At 66.5% G+C, this 16492-nt stretch carries 16 protein-coding genes; 5 read left to right on the top strand and 11 right to left on the bottom strand.

The genetic code is table 11. The features are described from left to right. The first annotated feature begins 9 nt into the window (after window positions 1-9). Entirely contained in the window at window positions 10-120 is a 111-nt protein-coding gene (locus tag BM199_RS35080) for a universal stress protein (RefSeq protein WP_281245775.1), read from the top strand. Window positions 121-252: 132 nt separating this feature from the next. Here the strand turns inward: BM199_RS35080 and BM199_RS34160 are convergent, their stop codons facing one another. Beyond that, window positions 253-423: a hypothetical protein gene (locus tag BM199_RS34160; RefSeq protein WP_177242895.1), complete on the bottom strand. Its 171-nt coding sequence runs from the start codon at window positions 421-423 to the stop codon at window positions 253-255. A gap of 723 nt (window positions 424-1146) precedes the next feature. Next, window positions 1147-1410, bottom strand: a complete 264-nt coding sequence (locus BM199_RS32770) for a GlsB/YeaQ/YmgE family stress response membrane protein (protein WP_091680017.1) — start codon at window positions 1408-1410, stop codon at window positions 1147-1149. A gap of 282 nt (window positions 1411-1692) precedes the next feature. Between BM199_RS32770 and BM199_RS32765 the strand changes: the two genes are divergently transcribed. Continuing rightward, entirely contained in the window at window positions 1693-3063 is a 1371-nt protein-coding gene (locus BM199_RS32765) for a hemolysin family protein (RefSeq protein WP_091680013.1), read from the top strand. After that, complete coding sequence (locus BM199_RS32760) at window positions 3060-4124, top strand: CNNM domain-containing protein (RefSeq protein WP_091680012.1); 1065 nt, start codon at window positions 3060-3062, stop codon at window positions 4122-4124. The genes BM199_RS32765 and BM199_RS32760 overlap by 4 nt, the downstream gene beginning before the upstream one ends. Window positions 4125-4666: 542 nt before the next feature. Here BM199_RS32760 and BM199_RS32755 read toward each other — a convergent pair. After that, the gene (locus tag BM199_RS32755; RefSeq protein ID WP_177242896.1) at window positions 4667-5473 is read right to left on the bottom strand and encodes an alpha/beta fold hydrolase; all 807 of its coding nucleotides are present in this window, start codon (window positions 5471-5473) and stop codon (window positions 4667-4669) included. 187 nt (window positions 5474-5660) lie between these two features. Here BM199_RS32755 and BM199_RS32750 point away from each other — a divergent pair, with 187 nt between their 5' ends. Next, complete coding sequence (locus tag BM199_RS32750) at window positions 5661-6443, top strand: winged helix-turn-helix transcriptional regulator (RefSeq protein WP_063709878.1); 783 nt, start codon at window positions 5661-5663, stop codon at window positions 6441-6443. A 181-nt stretch (window positions 6444-6624) separates the two neighbouring features. Here the strand turns inward: BM199_RS32750 and BM199_RS32745 are convergent, their stop codons facing one another. The 8 genes from BM199_RS32745 to BM199_RS34365 all read right to left on the bottom strand — a co-directional run bounded on the left by BM199_RS32745 (window position 6625) and on the right by BM199_RS34365 (window position 16001). After that, window positions 6625-7560, bottom strand: coding sequence for an integrase core domain-containing protein (locus BM199_RS32745; RefSeq protein WP_245789024.1), 936 nt, complete (start codon window positions 7558-7560; stop codon window positions 6625-6627). 20 nt (window positions 7561-7580) lie between these two features. Further along, window positions 7581-7928 carry a helix-turn-helix domain-containing protein gene (locus BM199_RS32740; RefSeq protein ID WP_091680007.1) on the bottom strand — a complete coding sequence of 116 codons (348 nt, stop codon included), beginning with the start codon at window positions 7926-7928 and terminating at the stop codon, window positions 7581-7583. Between the two features lie 391 nt (window positions 7929-8319). After that, window positions 8320-8829: an NUDIX hydrolase gene (locus tag BM199_RS32730; RefSeq protein WP_091680020.1), complete on the bottom strand. Its 510-nt coding sequence runs from the start codon at window positions 8827-8829 to the stop codon at window positions 8320-8322. Window positions 8830-8924: 95 nt separating this feature from the next. Further along, window positions 8925-9350, bottom strand: coding sequence for a hypothetical protein (locus BM199_RS32725; protein ID WP_091680004.1), 426 nt, complete (start codon window positions 9348-9350; stop codon window positions 8925-8927). Continuing rightward, on the bottom strand, window positions 9350-11824 hold the full coding sequence (locus BM199_RS32720) for a hypothetical protein (RefSeq protein WP_091680002.1): 2475 nt from the start codon (window positions 11822-11824) through the stop codon (window positions 9350-9352). Before BM199_RS32720 ends, BM199_RS32725 begins: the two co-directional genes overlap by 1 nt. Beyond that, window positions 11821-13764 carry a hypothetical protein gene (locus BM199_RS32715; RefSeq protein ID WP_091679998.1) on the bottom strand — a complete coding sequence of 648 codons (1944 nt, stop codon included), beginning with the start codon at window positions 13762-13764 and terminating at the stop codon, window positions 11821-11823. The genes BM199_RS32720 and BM199_RS32715 overlap by 4 nt, the downstream gene beginning before the upstream one ends. A gap of 41 nt (window positions 13765-13805) precedes the next feature. Then, window positions 13806-15092 carry a tyrosine-type recombinase/integrase gene (locus BM199_RS32710; RefSeq protein WP_245789022.1) on the bottom strand — a complete coding sequence of 429 codons (1287 nt, stop codon included), beginning with the start codon at window positions 15090-15092 and terminating at the stop codon, window positions 13806-13808. Window positions 15093-15821: 729 nt separating this feature from the next. Then, window positions 15822-16001 (bottom strand): hypothetical protein, encoded by a 180-nt coding sequence (locus BM199_RS34365; RefSeq protein ID WP_218160492.1) that lies wholly within the window; start codon window positions 15999-16001, stop codon window positions 15822-15824. A 284-nt stretch (window positions 16002-16285) separates the two neighbouring features. Between BM199_RS34365 and BM199_RS32695 the strand changes: the two genes are divergently transcribed. Next, window positions 16286-16492: helix-turn-helix domain-containing protein (locus BM199_RS32695; RefSeq protein WP_177242894.1), on the top strand; the 207-nt coding region annotated here is incomplete at its 3' end.

Here is a 16492-nt window from a genome sequence, read left to right as displayed (position 1 = left end):
ACACTCGCGATCACCGCCACACACGGGAGTACCGGGCTCACCCGACTCCTGCTGGGCAGTGTCACCACAGAACTGCTCACGCGCAGTCCCACCCCTGTCCTCGTCGCTCCCGTCACCTGACGGAACCACCTCCTCCGGGCGGTACCGACACGACCACCGCTCCTTCCTGCCGTATCCCGAAGGGTGGCTTCTACCGGCGATCGGGACCGGAGGAGGTCGCCCGGTGAAACCCACGACGGCACGCAGCAGCGTCTAACCCCAGGACAAGGCCGTGTACCAGAACGTCAGCACCGCACCCGGCCCGAGCAACACACAGAGACCGATGCCGCCGTAAAACGGCTTGTCCTTCACGAGCATCGCTACCATCAGCACGGCCGCGGTCACGAGCGAAATGATCAATAGTGCCAGCACGACAACAGACATGTTTCGGTCCTCCAGGAACCAGTGGTAGAGCGGGTAGCGCCGCCATCCGCCACCAAAGGCGGGCTGAACGCACCCAAGACAGTGAAGAGAATTACGGATCACCGGCCCGCTCTTGGCGGGCCAGGGCAGAGCAGTCACGTCGCAAATGCGCGCAGCAGCGACGTGAACAGCGTCAGGCCTGGATCGTTCCGTTCACGCGGAGGGGGGCGCCCGAGACGATTGCCGTGTCGACGCCGCGGTCGCTACCCCTACAGTGCCGACCTCGCCGGTGGACCATCGCTGCAGGGAGCATCCAAGGTTCGTACCCGGGCAGACAGCCAAGCACGTCTCCGGTAGCGCCACGGCCAGCACATGTCGTGCCGCCCCCGACAGTCGCGGCCGATCGTGAAGACCATTGTCCGTCGACGGCACAAGCGACGCGGATTCGGCAACCGCCGGTACCTGGTGCTGCCCAGCAAACTCGTCATCGGTGCTGTGCGCTGGAGCCGCGCTCACCCCGAGCAGCATCAACAGCAGAGCAAGCACGAGCGCGAATCGGCCCATCCTCGCCCGTGTCCGCACCCGACCGGCTCCTCAACAACGAAACATCTCCTGGCCGACATACCCTACGGGCAACGTCAGAAAAGTTGAGGCGCACCCCGCTCCACCGCCTGACGCCCTGAGCCAGAAGCACCAAGGCGGGCTACCGCTGGCCGGTCAAACGCGCTCCGCTCGTGCGGATGCCTACCGGACGCTTTTGTGGCGCTTCTGGGTAATGCCTTCGGCGACACCGATCAGGAGCAGGGCGGCGATGACCGCGAAGATGAAGCCCAGGACGTTGAGTTCGAAAATGTCCCCGGTGCCCAACAGGTTCGCCAGGGTGCCGCCGATAACGGAGCCGACCAAGCCGAGAGCCAACGTGGCAAGGATGCCGAGTTGTTGCTTGCCGGGTTTGATCAGCCGTGCGAGCGCGCCGATGATCAACCCTGCGACGATGAACCCGATCACGTCTGCCTCCTCAACACCTCACGCCTCGTGCTGCCAACATAGCGGGCCCGCGGCGATCTTGCCGATTGGCTGACGTCGAGCTGCCCTGGGAACCTTTCGCTGCCCGTGTTCGTGGTAAAGGTAGAGTAAACGCACCCTGTGTTGATGTGAGAGGACGATGGATCCATCCCGAAGTACCGGCAGCGTCGAGTGTGGACGCTGCGGCGAATCCGAACCCGACGCTGACCCACTGATACTCGCGCGCACGGAGCCTGTGCGTCGCGATGACGGGGTGGCCTCCCGATGATCGTCGTCGGCATCCTGTTCGGGATCGTGGTGGTGCTCCTGCTCACCGCCGCCACGAGCTACTTCGTGGCCCAGGAGTTCGGCTACATGGCGGTCGACCGCTCCCGTCTCAACGCCCGTGCGGCGGCCGGGGACGCCGCTGCCACGCGGGCGCTGGGGATCACTCGGCGCACCTCCTTCATGTTGTCCGGAGCCCAGCTGGGTATCACGGTGACGGGGCTGCTGGTCGGCTATGTGGCCGAGCCGTTGATCGGGGCCGGTATCGGGGAGGTCCTGGGTGGCATCAATGTGCCTGTCGGGGTCGGCGTCGCGGTAGGCACGGTGTTCGCGCTGGTGCTGTCGACCGTGGTGCAGATGGTGTTCGGGGAGTTGTTCCCGAAGAACCTCGCGATCGCCCGGCCGGAGCCGGTGGCGCTGCGGCTGGCGGGTTCGACCAGGATCTATCTCGCCGCGTTCGGCTGGCTGATCCGGCTGTTCGACCAGGCCTCGAACCTGTTGCTGAAGGTGTTGCGCATCGAGCCGGTGCACGACGTGGAGCACGCGGCCACTTCGCGCGACCTGGAACACATCGTCGCGGAGTCCCGCGAGAGCGGCGATCTGCCCGCCGAGTTGTCTGCCCTGCTGGATCGAGCGCTCGATCTGCACGAGCGCACCGCAGAACACGCGATGATCCCCCGGCCAAGGGTGTCAACGGTGCCTGGTGATGCGTCGCTGGGAGAAGTCGTGGGACACATGGCCTCCGGGCATTCCCGCTATCCCGTGCTGGGCGGCAGCATCGACGACGTTCTCGGCGTGATCTGCCTGCGGGACGTGCTCGCCCTCGACGCGGGAGCGCGTAGGACGACGACGGCGGCGCAGGTGGCGCGACCGGCGGTCATGGTGCCCTCGTCGCTGCCGCTGCCCGAAGTCCTCGTTCACCTGCGCGAGGCGGGGGAGCAGTTGGGCTGTGTGGTCGACGAGTACGGCGGCCTTGCCGGGGTCATCACGGTGGAGGACATCGCCGAGGAACTGGTCGGGGAGATCACCGACGAGCACGATCCGGTCGGCGCGGACCAGCCCAGGCCCGAGGCCGACGGCACTTGGCTGTTGTCCGGCACGGTGCACATCGACGAGGTCGAACGCCTGCTCGACCACGATCTTCCCCACGGCGACTACGAAACCCTCGCGGGATTGGTGATCGCCGAGTTGGGCAGGCTTCCCTCGCCCGGTGATGCCGTCACCGTCGCGCTTCCCCGTCCCGCGGGGTCCGACGAGGACGAACCGCAGCATTACCTGGTGCTGCAGGTCGACTCGGTCGCACGGCATGTGCCCAGGACGGTCCGAGTTGGACTCCATGACGATCCTTCGGCAGCGGAGGTGCGGTCATGAGTGGGTTGAGTCCGGGGCTGGCGCTGCTGATCTCTGCGGGCATTATCGCGCTGAGCGCGTTCTTCGTCGCGATCGAGTTCGCGCTCGTCGCCGCTCGCCGCTACCGGCTGGAGGAGGCCGCGGAAACCAGTGCCTCCGCGCGCGCAGCTGTGCGCAGCGCACGCGAACTGTCACTGCTGCTGGCCGGTTCGCAGTTGGGTATCACGTTGTGCACGCTCGCGCTGGGCGCGGTCGCCAAACCCGCAGTGCACCACATGCTCACCCCCGTCATGGAAGGCTGGGGCATCCCAGCGACGTCTGCCGACGTGGTCGCGTTCGTGCTCGCCCTCGTCGTGGTCACGTTCCTGCACCTGGTGGTCGGAGAGATGGCCCCCAAGTCCTGGGCGATCGCCCACCCGGAACGGTCGGCGACCCTGCTGGCGCTGCCGATGCGCGGGTTCATGTGGCTGACCCGGCCCGTGCTGGTGGCACTGAACAACACCGCGAACTGGTGCCTGCGCAAGGTCGGGGTTGACCCCGTCGACGAGGTCAGTGCCGGGCGCAACCCCGACGACCTGCGTCACCTGATGGAGCATTCCGCCCACACCGGTGCCCTGGACCCCCAACGACACGAACAGCTCGCCACCGCACTGGACCTGTACTCCCGCCCCGTGCACCACCTGCTGCGCCCGGAGCAGGCCATCGCCGGGGTTACCGACACCGCGGGTATCGAGGACATCCAGATGTCCGCTCGGGACAGCGGACATCTGCGCCTCGTGGTGTGGAACGGCAACGAACCCGCAGGCGTGGTCCACGTCCGGGACACCCTCACCCAGCCCGCCGACACCACGGCCGCGGACCTGCAGCGACCCGTCCTGACCATGCCTGCGGACACCCCCACCTACACCGTGCTCACCACGATGCGTGAGAACCGCAACCATCTCGCGCTCATCCAGAACGGCGGCACTGTGCTCGGGCTCCTCACCCTGCAGGACCTGCTCGACCAACTACTGGCCACCGACGGCGAGCAGCACAACATCACCGCATCCCCGACACCACCGCACACCTCGACAAGCGAATAAGGACGCACCACGTTGCCAACGACCCCGCACGGGCAGCGCGGAGCAGGGATCAGTGGTGTGCGGTTGTTCTGGACCCGCGGACAGCGGGAAACGTGGTGACTCCCGCGGCAGTGGCGCCGTTGTCATGCGTCAAGGAGTTGGCAGGGTTTGATCTTGATAGAGCTGGGCTCAGCACATGTACGTTCAGGCTCGACGGCGACCTCGGACAGGTCGAGTCCGATGATCCGGTCGAACGCGGCGAGCGCTTCGGCGCGTAGTTGGTGGAAACACCCCCGCAGCGATCCACTCATCGCGACGGGCTCGCAGCGTGGTGTCCAGAGACCCGGTGTTCGAGGATTGCTTCGATGTCGACCCACGACGCCCCCGTGGTGAGGCGGATCAAGATTCCCCAGAACACCAACCGGTCGGGCACCCGTGGCCGGTGGCAGCCAAGCGGGTGGACTGCCGGAACTCAGGAGTCGCCGCTCACCGACCGATGCTGACGTGGCCGATGGGCCTGCGTTCCGAAGCGACCCACGGTCGCGACCTGATCAGTCGACGGGTTACTGGTTGAAGAACGTCTTCAGTACACGGGCCATGAGTTCGGGGGCGACGACGTGTCCCTGCCCGTCGAGCGTGTGTCGTTCGGTCTGGGGGGTGGCAGCGGCAATCGCTTTCGCGGCGCGGTCGAAGAAGTCGGTCGGGAGGCCCGCCATCTGGGGCTCAGTGATCGGACCCTCGGTGGTCACCAGGACCGACTGAGTGATGCGGGCAAGTCGGTTTGTGGGGATCTTGTAGTCATTGAGGACCATTGCGTCCTTGACGAGCGTGTGGGCGAGCGCGACGGACGAGGCCCAGAGCGGGTGCTGTTTGCCAGCCGCGATGTCCGCGTCGGGTCCGCCGGTAAGCCTCATGAACAGTTCCAGGAGCTCCTCGTCCCGGCCGGCTTTGTATGCCTCGTGGGTATCCGCGATGTACTGGTTGAACCTCGGCCACAGGTCGTCCCCGATCACGTACGGCACATCCCACACCGCGATCTTGTCGATCGCCGAACCTGCCGCTGCTGCCTCCAGCGCGAGGGCGCCGCCAGATGAGGCGCCGTACACGTGAGCTGAGCCGCCGGCTGTCGCAATCAGCGCGTCGAGGTCTTCCACCTCCCGCGCCACGGCGTACGGCGGTGTATTGCCGCTGTCGCCCCGGCCGCGTCGTGCGTAGTTGTAGACCGTGAAATGGTTGGCAAGGAGCCGGGCCAGCGGCGCGTTCTCAGCGCCGTCGTCTAGGGTGCCGCCGACGAGGATCACCGCCGGGCCAGTGCCTTTCCGGTCGTAGGCGATCCTCGTACCGTCGGCGGACGTCACACGAAGTGTCATCTCGTTCACTGCTTCTCTCCATTTCTCGATGCGTGGTCGTCACCGTCGGAGCATGTCGACCAAGGACCACCCGGGGGCCCCGTCGCCGTGCCGTGTGTAGCCGATGACGGTGCCGTCGACGGAGGCCACAGATTCACACTCCTAATTTAGGAGCATTCACACCTGTTGTGCAAGTACAATCGGGTGCATGAGCAAGAAGCGGCTGTTCGACGACCCCTGCGGCATCGCGCGAGCGCTGAATGCGGTCGGCGAGCGGTGGGCGTTGCTCGTAGTGCGGGAGCTGGTCTTCGGCCCGAAGCGCTACTCCGACCTGCACCGCGGGCTGCCGCAGATGAGCCAGAACGTCCTCGCGCAGCGGTTGCGCGAGCTCGAAGCCGACGGCCTGGTGCGGCGAAGGCGCCTGGGACCGCCTGCGCCCGCCGCCGTGTATGAACTCACGGAGCGCGGGCAGGAACTGGAGCCCGTGCTCCGCGCGCTCGCCCACTGGGGCAGCCGCGCACCGCTGCCCGAGGACGGCGCGGCGGAACTGAGCGTCGACGCGCTGCTGTTCGCCCTGCGCGCCACCTTCGATCCGGCACTGGCGGGTGAGCTGTCGCTGCGCTGCCAGCTGGACGTCGCGGGCGATCGGTTCCGCATCACCGTTGCGGGCGGGCGCCTCGAGTTGGACCGCGGTGAGCACGCCGAACCCGAGGCGTGGCTGACCGTGCCGGAGGCGGCGACATTGCGCGATCTGGTGTTCGCCGGTGCGGCGCTGCACGACGCCGTCGAGCGGGCAGACACCGAGGTGGCGGGCGATACCGCGCGGCTCGCCGCACTGCTGCGCTGCTTTCCCGCAGCCGTGCGGTATCCGGCGCCACAGGACCCCGGGCCGCCGGATCCCGTGTCGCCGGGCCCCGTTTCACCTAGCCCCGAGTCACCGAACGCCGAACACCCGGATCCCGCCGTCAGCGCAAGAAGTCGTCGGGGGTGAGCGGCAGTCCGCGGACCCCGGACACCGGAGGCGAGGTTGCGCCGGCCGACAGTTCAGACTCCGCGGGCTCGCGGAACTCATCGCCGAGACGACGACGCACCACTTGGATAGCGACCCGCGGCTCTACGCCTGGCGCTGGTCCACGACCGAGCATGATCGACTTGTTGCAGTAGCCCATCCCCTAACGGGACGACCGGACCGGGTGGCTACTGGCTCTCCGGCTGGTGAGGTACACCTGTCGCGGCGTCCGGTCGTTGAGGGCTTGGTGCGGTCGCAACGTGTTGTAGGTGTGGCGAAAGCAGTTGATCTCGGCGGCCAACGCGTTGCCGTCGCCGATCACCGCCCGATACAGGTGCTCGTACTTCAGCGTGCCGAAGAACCGCTCGACCACGCCGTTGGTCTGTGGGCTCCTCACCCGTGTGCGGACATGGCGGAACAGCGGGTCGTTGCCGGTGAACGCCTCCGCGAACACGGTCCCGCGGAAGGACGGCCCGTTGTCGGTGACCACCGCGACCGGTGCGGGCGCTTCGCCGATGACGAAGTCGTCGGCGTCGATGACATCCATCCAGCCCCGGTCGGCGCGGATATCATCGAGGTCGAGGACCCGTTCCGCCTCGACCACCGCACGCCGCAGGCAGGCGAGCGCGTCCTGACCGCGGCTGGTTGGGGTGACGGTGGCGGCCAGACAGTACTTGCTCGCGTAGTCGATAACGGCGCAGATCCGCCAGATCCCGCCGCGGGCGGTCTCGAACTCACTGAAGTCCATCTGCCAGACCCGGTTCCGCTCGGTCGGCGGGTCACGGAACACCCGCTTGCGAAGCCGTGACCAGGATCTGCGGTCGGCGCGGAACCCGGACGGCAGCAGCAGCCCGCGGCGGCGTAACGCCCGTTCCACGGTCGAGGTGGACACTGTGTGGCCGTCGGCGCGCATCATCGCGGCGATCTTGCGGTGTCCCCAGGCGGGCCAGTCCGCGGCGTACTTCGCCGCGGTCGCCTCGACTGTGTCCACCTTCGGCGCGGACCAGGGACCCTTCGACGGGCCGCCAGCGCGGTGACGCGCGAGTCGCCGCCAGTAGGTCCGCTCCGGGATCCCGGCCAGTGCTGCGAACCTCGACACCGACACGTGATGTGTCGCTCTTAGGGCCTCGAGGTCGGCGAAGGGACCGCGTCGATGTACTCCGAGCCCTTCTGCCAGATCCGCAGCTGCACCGTCGCCTCCGCCAGGGCGAGCTTGAGCTCCTTGCACTCGGTGCGGAGCCGCCGCTCGGTCTGCGACTGACCGCCGTCCGGGCCGGGCAGCGACCGGTCCATGCCCGCCTTGCCCGCGTCGACGAACCGGTCCCGCCAGTTCCCCACCGTCGCCGAGGAAACACCATGCCGGCGCGCCGCCTCGGCCAGCGACAACTCGCCCTTCAACACCGCCAAGACGACCTGGATCTGCTCGTCCACCTGCACCTGCCGGGACGGCTTCTGCGATCTGCTCACCCAGACACCCTTCGTGACCGATCAGCCTCGGACCCTGCCACAAAGTCTGACGCACTCCACCGTAGATGAGGCTGCTGCCTTCCTCGTTGGCTCGTGCCGATGATGCGGCCTGGGCGTAGCGCCAGATTCTTGTGATGTCCTCGGGAAAGGCGCCTGTCCAGTTCTGCGCCACGGGGTTCCATGCGGCGGGCTGACGACGTTCGCTGTTCAGGGGATGTGAGGGGCCGACAATGGCGGCATAGATCAGCCCGAGCGTGGGCCTCCAATCCGAGCGGTAGGAGCGGACGGTCACCGCGGCAGGGCGTTCGAGGAGGCGTGTGCGAGTGGAGGAGAGTCTCGACGTCTGCCGAGTGGACCGCCAGCTACGCAAGTCGCACGTCGTCGTCAGCGGTTACTCGCACGACCATATCCGCTGGTGGTTTGCGTGAAGGTTCGCGTCCCTGAGTAACCTCGCGAAGCGCCGGCTTCGTTTGATGTCCTCGGGAAAAGCGCCTTTCCAGTCCTCACCTAAGGGTTGCCACGCGGCGGGCTGGTGACGTTCGCTTCTCAGGGGGAGCGAGTGGTCGACAACTGCGGCGTAGGTGAGCCCGAGCGTCGGCGTCCAATCTGAGCGGTATGAACGGACGGTCACAGCTGCGGGCACTTCGAGGAGATCGGCAGCGATGCCGGTCTCCTCGAAGAGTTCCCGACGTGCAGCGTCTCGGGGAGTCTCCCCGCGGAAAATCATTCCGCCCGGCACCACCCATCCTCTCCACCGATGGCGGACAAGAAGGATCTTCTGGAGCGTCTCGTCGAAGGCCCACACGTCTGCTGAGAAGGGGGCGAGGGTGCCTGTGCGGGCGATGTCCAGCCAGCTTCTGGCGTGATCGAACTCCGATTCCGCGAGGTCCGCGTCGATCATCGCGGCGCGCAATGTGTGCTGATCCGGCGCGTGGGGGTTCACTGGCACAGCCTATGAGCGGGTGGTCTCCTGGTGGCCGTGTTCGCGGTGGCGTGTCATGAGCGAGTGACAATGCCGCGACTGGGGTCTGGGGCGTGCAAGGAGACCACTCGTGCCTGATTGTCGAGTTTTCTGCGGAGGGCCAGGTTCTCGTTGTAGAGGTTGGCGGTCACGCTGGCGAGGGCGTCGAGTTTGCCGTGCAGTTTGGTGACCTTCTGTTTCTCTGCGCGCAGCGCTGCGGCGAGTTGCTCGATCCTCTCGTCACGGCGGACCTCGCCGGTGGAGCGCAGGACGGCCCGGCCGATGTGGGCGTCCCATTCGGCGAGGATGTCCTGGGCGCGGTGGACGGTGGCGTGGCTGACCTCTGCTTCGCGGCCGAGGTTCTCCTTGGTGAGTGCTCCGTCGGTGCGGATCGGGGTACCGTCCAGGAGCCGCTGCATCGCGGCTCGGAGTTTGGCCTCGGTCGCGGGTGAGACGGCCATCAAACCCGTTCCTCGGTCGGCCAGGCGCTGGTGATCAGCTGTACCTCGGACAGACGGTTCTGGAGGGCCTCGCGGCGTGGTTTGGCCAGGCGTTTGTCGCCGAGCATCCGCATCAGATCACGTTCCTCAGCGAGCCAGATCGGCGCGTGCTTGTCCCTGGAGATCACTGAGTTCCGGCACCGCGCGGGCTGGCAGGCACCCAGGACGGGCTTGTCCCCTCGCTGCGCCTCGGGCAGAGAGTTCTGGCATTCGGCCTGCTCGGCGTCCCAGAGGCAGTGGTTGACGGTGCCGAAGTGCAGGTCGGCGAACTCACCCCGGAGCAGCATGACCTCGATCTGGTCGTCGGCGAGCTGGGCTCGCAGGGGCGGGTCGCCGTCCATTCTTGCGATCACGTTGTCGAGGCCGGCGTGCAGCTTAGCCGCGCCGGGGCCGACCGCGACGCTGGTGCCGGACCGGCGGGATCTCAGGAGGTCGACAAGGCGTCGGGCGGCGGCGAGTTCGAGTTGGGTGTCGAACTCGGCGGCCCAGTTGGCGTCCATCTGGGAGTAGCCCTGCGTGACCCGGTTGGCCATCGCCCGGCGGGCCAGGTGCTTGAGCTGGTGCCCGAGTGCGATTTCGGAGTCGGGCTCCTGACTGCAGATGATCGACATGGTTCGGCGGAACATATGGGGCCGGACACGGCTGGCTGGAATTTCCTCCAGGCCAGTCCGGTGTCGGGTCGTGTTGATGCCAGCGATGAAGAAGTCGATCTCGTCGGCGGCGTCGATCCCGCGTCGCGTGTCGTCGTCGTGGCCGGCCTTCGCGGGCGGGGCAAGGTCAACGAGCAGGTGCGTGTCGTGCCAGGACAGCCTTTCGAGGACCTCCAACGTTTCGACAATCGGCGCGCTGATCCACCAGCTGAGTTCCGGCTGTGCCGGATCTTTCTTGATCTTTCGGGATGTGACGGCGGGCGCGCCGTAGTGGCTGGTCAGCGCTCCGCGCTCGATCTCCTGGATCTCCGAGTCCCTCATCATCGTCAGCCCGGCCGCCAGCACGTAGCAGGCGGCTCTGACCATGCGGATCTCGTCGGCGAGTTCCTCGACGCTGATGTGGGTGCGCCAGGGTCGTGTCGTTCCATCCCGGTGAGTGACCGGGGCGAATCCCTCGCAGGATAGTGGAATCGACAGGGTGCTCATGGTTCCGGTGAGCTCCTGGACCCGGCCGGCCGCGACGGCGTTCTCGATCTTCGAGATGCGGGCGGCGCCGGTCGCGGAGCGCCGGGTGAAGGCAGCTTTGCCCCCTGTGTCGTAGACCATGGTCTCCAGGGCGCTCCAGATGACCGTCCCTGCTTCAAGGTCAGATCGGGCACCCCTGCCCTGCGAGGCGCGGATCGGGATCAGGTTGTCGGGATCGGCGAGCCAGTCATCAAGGGCCTGGTCGAGTAGTGCGGTGGACCGGGCGAGGTAGATGGCAGGCCGGTTGACCACGTCGGTCCTCGCCCGCATTTGCGACCAAGAGTAGGCCTGCACCTGCCCGCGTTCCACTGCTCGGAGCACGGCCTGCCGCCGGGATAAGGCCGCTCCCTTCCGGGTGGTCTGGAACAGGCCGCTGTTGGTGCCGCCGGTGATCGTCAGCGCGAGCTGGTGCCAGATCGGCTCCCCAGCTGAGACCTCCCAGTGGTCGTTTTTGTGGACTGGAACGAGATTGCCGGGGTCGTGCAGCCATTGCTTCACCAATTCGCAGCCCTCGGCCGGTGAGCGGAAGGCCGGCCGCCGCTCGGGACGGCCACCGGGATCGGCTCGCTGCGCGGTGAGCTGATCGCGTAGGTCGAGGATGTTCGGGGAGAAGTCGTGGATGTAGGTCCATGCGGCGCGCAGGAGCGGCCACCAGGTCGAGGGCGGGATGGACGCCGTCGACGGCTTGTAGGCACGGTGCCTGGCCTCCTGGAAGACCTCGGTGTTCCACACCTGTTCGGGCATGCCGCCATCGGTAAGGACCGGAGCCAGTGTGGAGACCCAACTCAGCGCCATCGAGTGGTGAAACAACGTGCTCGTGCTGTCGGTGATGTGTTCCACGTAGCCGGACCAGTCGTCTTCGTCCCAGGCCGCAAGGTGGACGGGCATCTGGTTATCCAGCGCCCAAACCGCGAGGCTTCCCAGGCGGTAGGCGCATTTGCGGACCGAGAGATAGGCCGATGGCTCGGCGGTCAACGCGATCCCCGCGTCCCTGATGATCTTGTGCGTGGGATTGAGCATGCTGAAGCAGATCTCCCGGATCCGCAGATTCCAGGTGGAGTCGATCTCGGTGAAGTTGACTTTCCAGCCCGCGGGGCGGACGTTGCTCGGGCGGCGGATGCACTCGAAGCTCCAGGTTCGCCGCTGCCCGAACGCAGGGACTGCGGCGCCCTCGCGGAGCTGATGGCCGACGCCGAAGACCGGCTCATCGGCGCCGATCAGGGCGGAGAGTCGAACGGCGGCCTCGGGTAGCGCGCTCACCGGTCGTACTCCGTTCTCATGCCCAGCGGAAGATCCAGGCGCAGGTCCTGGTCGTCGATCGCTTCGCGGGCCTGATGAAGCTGCTGCTCGCCGCACTCGGCGAACACCTCGGCCAACGCGGCCGACTGTGCTCCCCAGATCGCTGTCCAGCCGATCGGATCCAGGACGTCACGCATCCGCTCGATGTGGTCGGCCAACAGCAGCAGCCGCGGCAGCTGCGACAGGAACACCACGGCGTTGCGGCAGATCATGCACATCGCCGGGGCAACGTGACAGGGCTTGCCACCAGAGGTGAACGGCGAATCGTAGGGGTCACGGCAATTGGTCAGGCCCATGTCGTACTCGCCTGCCCGCATCCCTGCGGCCTGTTCCACGCTCATCCCTGCAGCATCGGCGATCTCAGGTTCGGCCAACCGCCGTTCCGCATCGGCATCGAGGAGCAGCGGCTTGGCCGTGATCTTCAGGAAGACACGTTCTTGGGCACGGTTGATGGACCGGCCGGCGAGAGTCAGGGCCGTCGTCCCATGTGCGTAGTGGTTGCGGAAGACCTCAATGTGGTGGTCGTCGGCCGCCAAATCGCTCAGGGTGCCACCCAGGGCCGCCACCCGGGTGGTCTTCACGGTCTTGCGGAGCCTGCGGACGTAGTGCGGCTGGGAGATAGTCATCACCGGCATGCCATCCTCGTTGTGGTGGGAGGCGATCCAGGCGGTGAGCGCGCTGTGTGGCTCTGCCCACTCGGCGAGCTTGGCCCGCATGGTGGTCCTGGGCCGGCCTGCTTCCACGACGAGGAACAACCAGTCTTCGCAGGCGAACGACTCTCGAGCCAGCCGGGTGACGTCCAGCAACCGCCGAAGGAGCCCGCCGACGCCCCATCTGCCAGTTCCGGTGTAGATGTCGAGGCTGCCTTCCGCGTTCGGGTGCTCCGCGCTGTCAGTGACGGTCGCGGCGATGGGCGAGTCGGGATGGAAATCAGGTCGGATGCGGTTGGCCCGTAGTTTGGTCTGCCGGACTCGCACGCCTGCGTCGGAGAACTCGACGTCCGCGAGCCGCAGGTCGAGAAGTTCTTCCGGTGTGCAGTCGGCCATGCCCAGCAGCAGGAGCACACGGAATGCTTGAAGGTCCTGCTCGCCGGGGAACAGCAGCCGGTTGATGGCCTTCACGCAGGCGTAGACGCCGCGCTCTTTTCCGGGCCGGTTCGCCTCAATGACCTCCCGGATTGGCTGAGGCCAGGACGCGGAGGCTCCGGGCAGGTGCTCGAGAAGCTCCGTGGTCGTCAGCAGGCCGTTCTTTGCAGCCCAGACCAGGTTGGCGACCTCAGTCCACCCGTGAAGGCGGGGATCGTGTCCGGACCTCAGCAGCTGCTGGCCCCGGCGCAGGCGTGCCTCCAGCGCCCGGATGTCGGCCCGGGCGGCATTCTGCAACGCCAGCCGTTCCTCGTTGGAGTATTCGTCGAGGACCTCGCCCTGCCGTCGCTTGTACGTCGGCGGTCCCGCGGCACGACGGCGAAGGTTCTCCGGGACGTCGGGGTCGCGCTCGGCGCGCATGCCGATCAGCGTCAGCACAGAGGCGGCGCTGCGGTAGGGCTCCGCCGACCGCAGCCCATACCGCGACCGCAGATCGCCCTCCCACTGGAAGAGCGCCTCGATCAGATCGACCTTCATCCCGGCCAACGCCGCCTCCGCGGGGTCGCACCCCACGCCCGGCAGGTGCGCGTCCAGGAACGATCCGAACGCCCTCACCGCGGTGAAGTAGCAATCGGGCCTGCGCAACGAGGCCCTGCGGGCATACGCCACAGCCTCGTCCGCCAGCTCGGCGACCAGAACCGAGCACCGGAACATCGAGGGGTCAAGGCTCAGCCGCAACGTCCTTCCTCGCTGCTCACGGACGATGACCCGGACCCCGATCCGGTCGAGTTCTGTGGCCGCCTGCTCCAGTGCCACCGGCGTGGGTGGGCGTGGAGCTCGTTCTCCTCGGCGGGCCATCACAGGACCGCGCGTTCCGCGGCATGAGCCGCGTACTCGGCGTAGGACTTTTCGGAGTCGTTCCATTCGGCGATGGCCTGGGCGACGAGCACGTTGGTGTTCCGGATGTACCTCAGATACTTCAACGTCGAGCCGGGATTGAGGTGACCAAGGAGACGCTGCAAGATCAGCTGCGGGTTGCGGGCGAGGTGATCGGCCAGGTAGGCGTTATGGCCACCATTCAGCCTGCGATCGGTTTCCTGCTCGATCACCAGCTGGGTGAGGTGCTCGAGCATGTAGACGGCGAACGTGTGCCTCAGGTCGTGGATTCGGAATCTGCGCGGCATCACCAGGTCGAGACCATGCTCCGCCACGGTCCGCACGGAGCGGACGTGGGCATCCTCGAAGATCTGCTCCCACCTCTGTTTGCTGAGCATCCTGCCGCCGCGGCCGACGAACAACGCCATCGGCTCCAGACCATGGGCACCCTCGATGACCGCAATCCGCCGCACCTCAGCGGTCATCTTCTCGACCTGGAACGTGCGCTGCCGGCCGTGCAGCCGACCGCTGACCTTCATCCGTCTCTCGTCGATGTCGGTGACGACCAACAGTTCGGCTCTGCGCCTGGCCAGCGTTGGCGCGCCTCGACGGATCGCCGCGGCCCGCTCCGTGCGCCGGTAGAGGTCGATCTCCTTCATCACGGGATGCTGGATCGTCACGTCGCGGGGCAGGCTGTACTTCGCGATCATCTCCAGTCGCACGTCGACCGGCAGGCAGTCACGACGCGGCGGCCCGACTTCGATGTCGAGCAGCGAGGTGAACTCCCTCAGGCGCATCCCTGTCGTCACCGCGAGTTCCGCCGCTGCCGCGTTCCTCAGCGGAGACGATCCTCGGAACGCCGGGTCGACGCGGTCCTCTGGGAGTAGACCTCGCAGGCCGATCTGTTTGAGGAACCGCCACTGCCGGTGGGTCAGATGGCGGATGTTCAGATCCGACACAGCGCCCCAAGCCAGGATGTCCCTGCCATTGCGGAGCCGGTGATAGGGCTTGCGGTCCAGCCACTTGGCGGCGACCGCCCACTCGTAGAAGTTGTTGATCAATGCCCGCCGGCGCTTCCAGGTCGCCGGGGCGTTCGGCTTGTCCTGCCGTATCGTCCGCTCCTCGCGGTAGGCGATCAGATCGTCCTCGGTAGCGGACAGGACGTCCGTCGGCGGGTCCAGCTTAGTCAAGAAGTCGACCAGGTCCAGCAAGTCATAGGTGTAGTCAGCCAACGTCTTGGGCTTGTGGGTCTTGGCCATCTCGAACATGAACGAACACAACGGCTCCACCGGCCGCATATCCGGACCAAGGAAGAACGGAGTCCCGTCCCTCAGCGACCCCTTCCGCTGCAGGAAAGCAGGACTGTCAAGGCCAAGACCTGGAAGGGGCTCGAAATACCGGCGGACCTTGTCCTCCGATACGAAGAAATGATCCATAGCTCGCCCCTCAATGAGAGCTGTACGGACCCCAGAACCTAACGGCCACCACCGACCACGATCGAGAGACGGTACGAACGCGATGAGACGGTGAGACAGGCTCAGGTACTTGCCATAACGGGTGGTACCCATCCACGCACGCGGTGCCGCACGAGGAGAACCTGACGGTAGGACGGTTCGGTCACCCAGACTTCCGCCGCGAGCGGCGCCATCGGAGCCCGACGGGCACGGTCCAGCCACGCCCGGGCGTCGTCAAACTCCACCACCGCCACGCGCGCATCAGCCACCGCCGCGTCCACGGTCTCCTGGTCTATCACCAGGCACACCCTATCCCGACATGTGACAGCACGTGATCCGAGCCAGCACAGCGAGTCAAACCTTGCCGGGATGGGTGGCAATAGGCGACCGACTTGTTCAGAACGCCCAGTTGAACAGCATGGTCAACCCGCCAGACTTCAGGGTGGGAATGAGTTCTCGTGCCGTTATCGATTTTGGCCCGTCGAGGCGGACGTGCACTTCTGGCCAGTAGTCGATGTCGTCCGGTGCTCGGCCGAAACGTCGCTAGCGCGGAGCGCGGGCTTCGGCGATGAGGGTGCCGACGTGGTCGGGGAGAGGTGCCGGGTGCACGCGGGCGTGCACGTCGGTGAAGCCGTGATGCTGGAGAAGGTCAGTCCACGCGGCGGGTTCGTACGCCCAGCGGTAGATCCACACCTGGCGTCCGGTGAATCTGTCGCCGTACATGCCTTGGACGCCGTATCTGCCTGGTACCGGTGGCGCGTGGGAAACACGAGCCTGCCTCCGGGCGTGAGCCGATCCCGCACGAGTAGCAGCAGATCTTCCGGGTCGGTGAACCACAGCGCACCCCATATCGAGTAAATCGCGTCACAATGGTGCTTGACGGTAGTGAGGTACTAGTGTCGCGTGTCGTTAGTTGTTTGACGGTTGGTTGAGTGTCAGAATGCGGCATGGCGAATCGTGCTGCTGCACTTGTCCTTCGTGCCGGTGATCGTGAACGGTTGGTGTCGTTGACCAGGAGTTCGTCGGTACGGGCGGGGTTGGCGCAGCGGGCGCGGATCGTGTTGCTGGCCTCGGAGGGTGTGTCGAACACTGCGATTGCCGAGCGGGTGGGGGTGTCGCGTCCGACGGTGATCGGCTGGCGGGAGCGCTATCAGAGCGGGGGTATCGAGGGGCTGGACGACGAGGTGCGCTCGGGCCGGCCCCGGGTGGTTGAT

It is taken from the genome of Amycolatopsis marina (assembly GCF_900111885.1).
GTDB classification, from domain to species: domain Bacteria; phylum Actinomycetota; class Actinomycetes; order Mycobacteriales; family Pseudonocardiaceae; genus Amycolatopsis; species Amycolatopsis marina.
The sequence above is the reverse complement of the archived record's forward strand: the minus strand, read 5'-3'. Positions and strand labels throughout refer to the sequence as shown.

Excerpts from the sequence above, each read along its gene's own strand:
- BM199_RS34160 (WP_177242895.1), bottom strand. The coding sequence starts at position 423 with ATGTCTGTTGTCGTGCTGGCACTATTGATCATTTCGCTCGTGACCGCG.
- BM199_RS32765 (WP_091680013.1), top strand. The coding sequence starts at position 1,693 with ATGATCGTCGTCGGCATCCTGTTCGGGATCGTGGTGGTGCTCCTGCTC.
- BM199_RS32760 (WP_091680012.1), top strand. The coding sequence starts at position 3,060 with ATGAGTGGGTTGAGTCCGGGGCTGGCGCTGCTGATCTCTGCGGGCATT.
- BM199_RS32755 (WP_177242896.1), bottom strand. The coding sequence starts at position 5,473 with ATGACACTTCGTGTGACGTCCGCCGACGGTACGAGGATCGCCTACGAC.
- BM199_RS32750 (WP_063709878.1), top strand. The coding sequence starts at position 5,661 with ATGAGCAAGAAGCGGCTGTTCGACGACCCCTGCGGCATCGCGCGAGCG.
- BM199_RS32730 (WP_091680020.1), bottom strand. The coding sequence starts at position 8,829 with ATGATCGACGCGGACCTCGCGGAATCGGAGTTCGATCACGCCAGAAGC.
- BM199_RS32725 (WP_091680004.1), bottom strand. The coding sequence starts at position 9,350 with ATGGCCGTCTCACCCGCGACCGAGGCCAAACTCCGAGCCGCGATGCAG.
- BM199_RS32710 (WP_245789022.1), bottom strand. The coding sequence starts at position 15,092 with ATGTTCGAGATGGCCAAGACCCACAAGCCCAAGACGTTGGCTGACTAC.
- BM199_RS34365 (WP_218160492.1), bottom strand. The coding sequence starts at position 16,001 with ATGTACGGCGACAGATTCACCGGACGCCAGGTGTGGATCTACCGCTGG.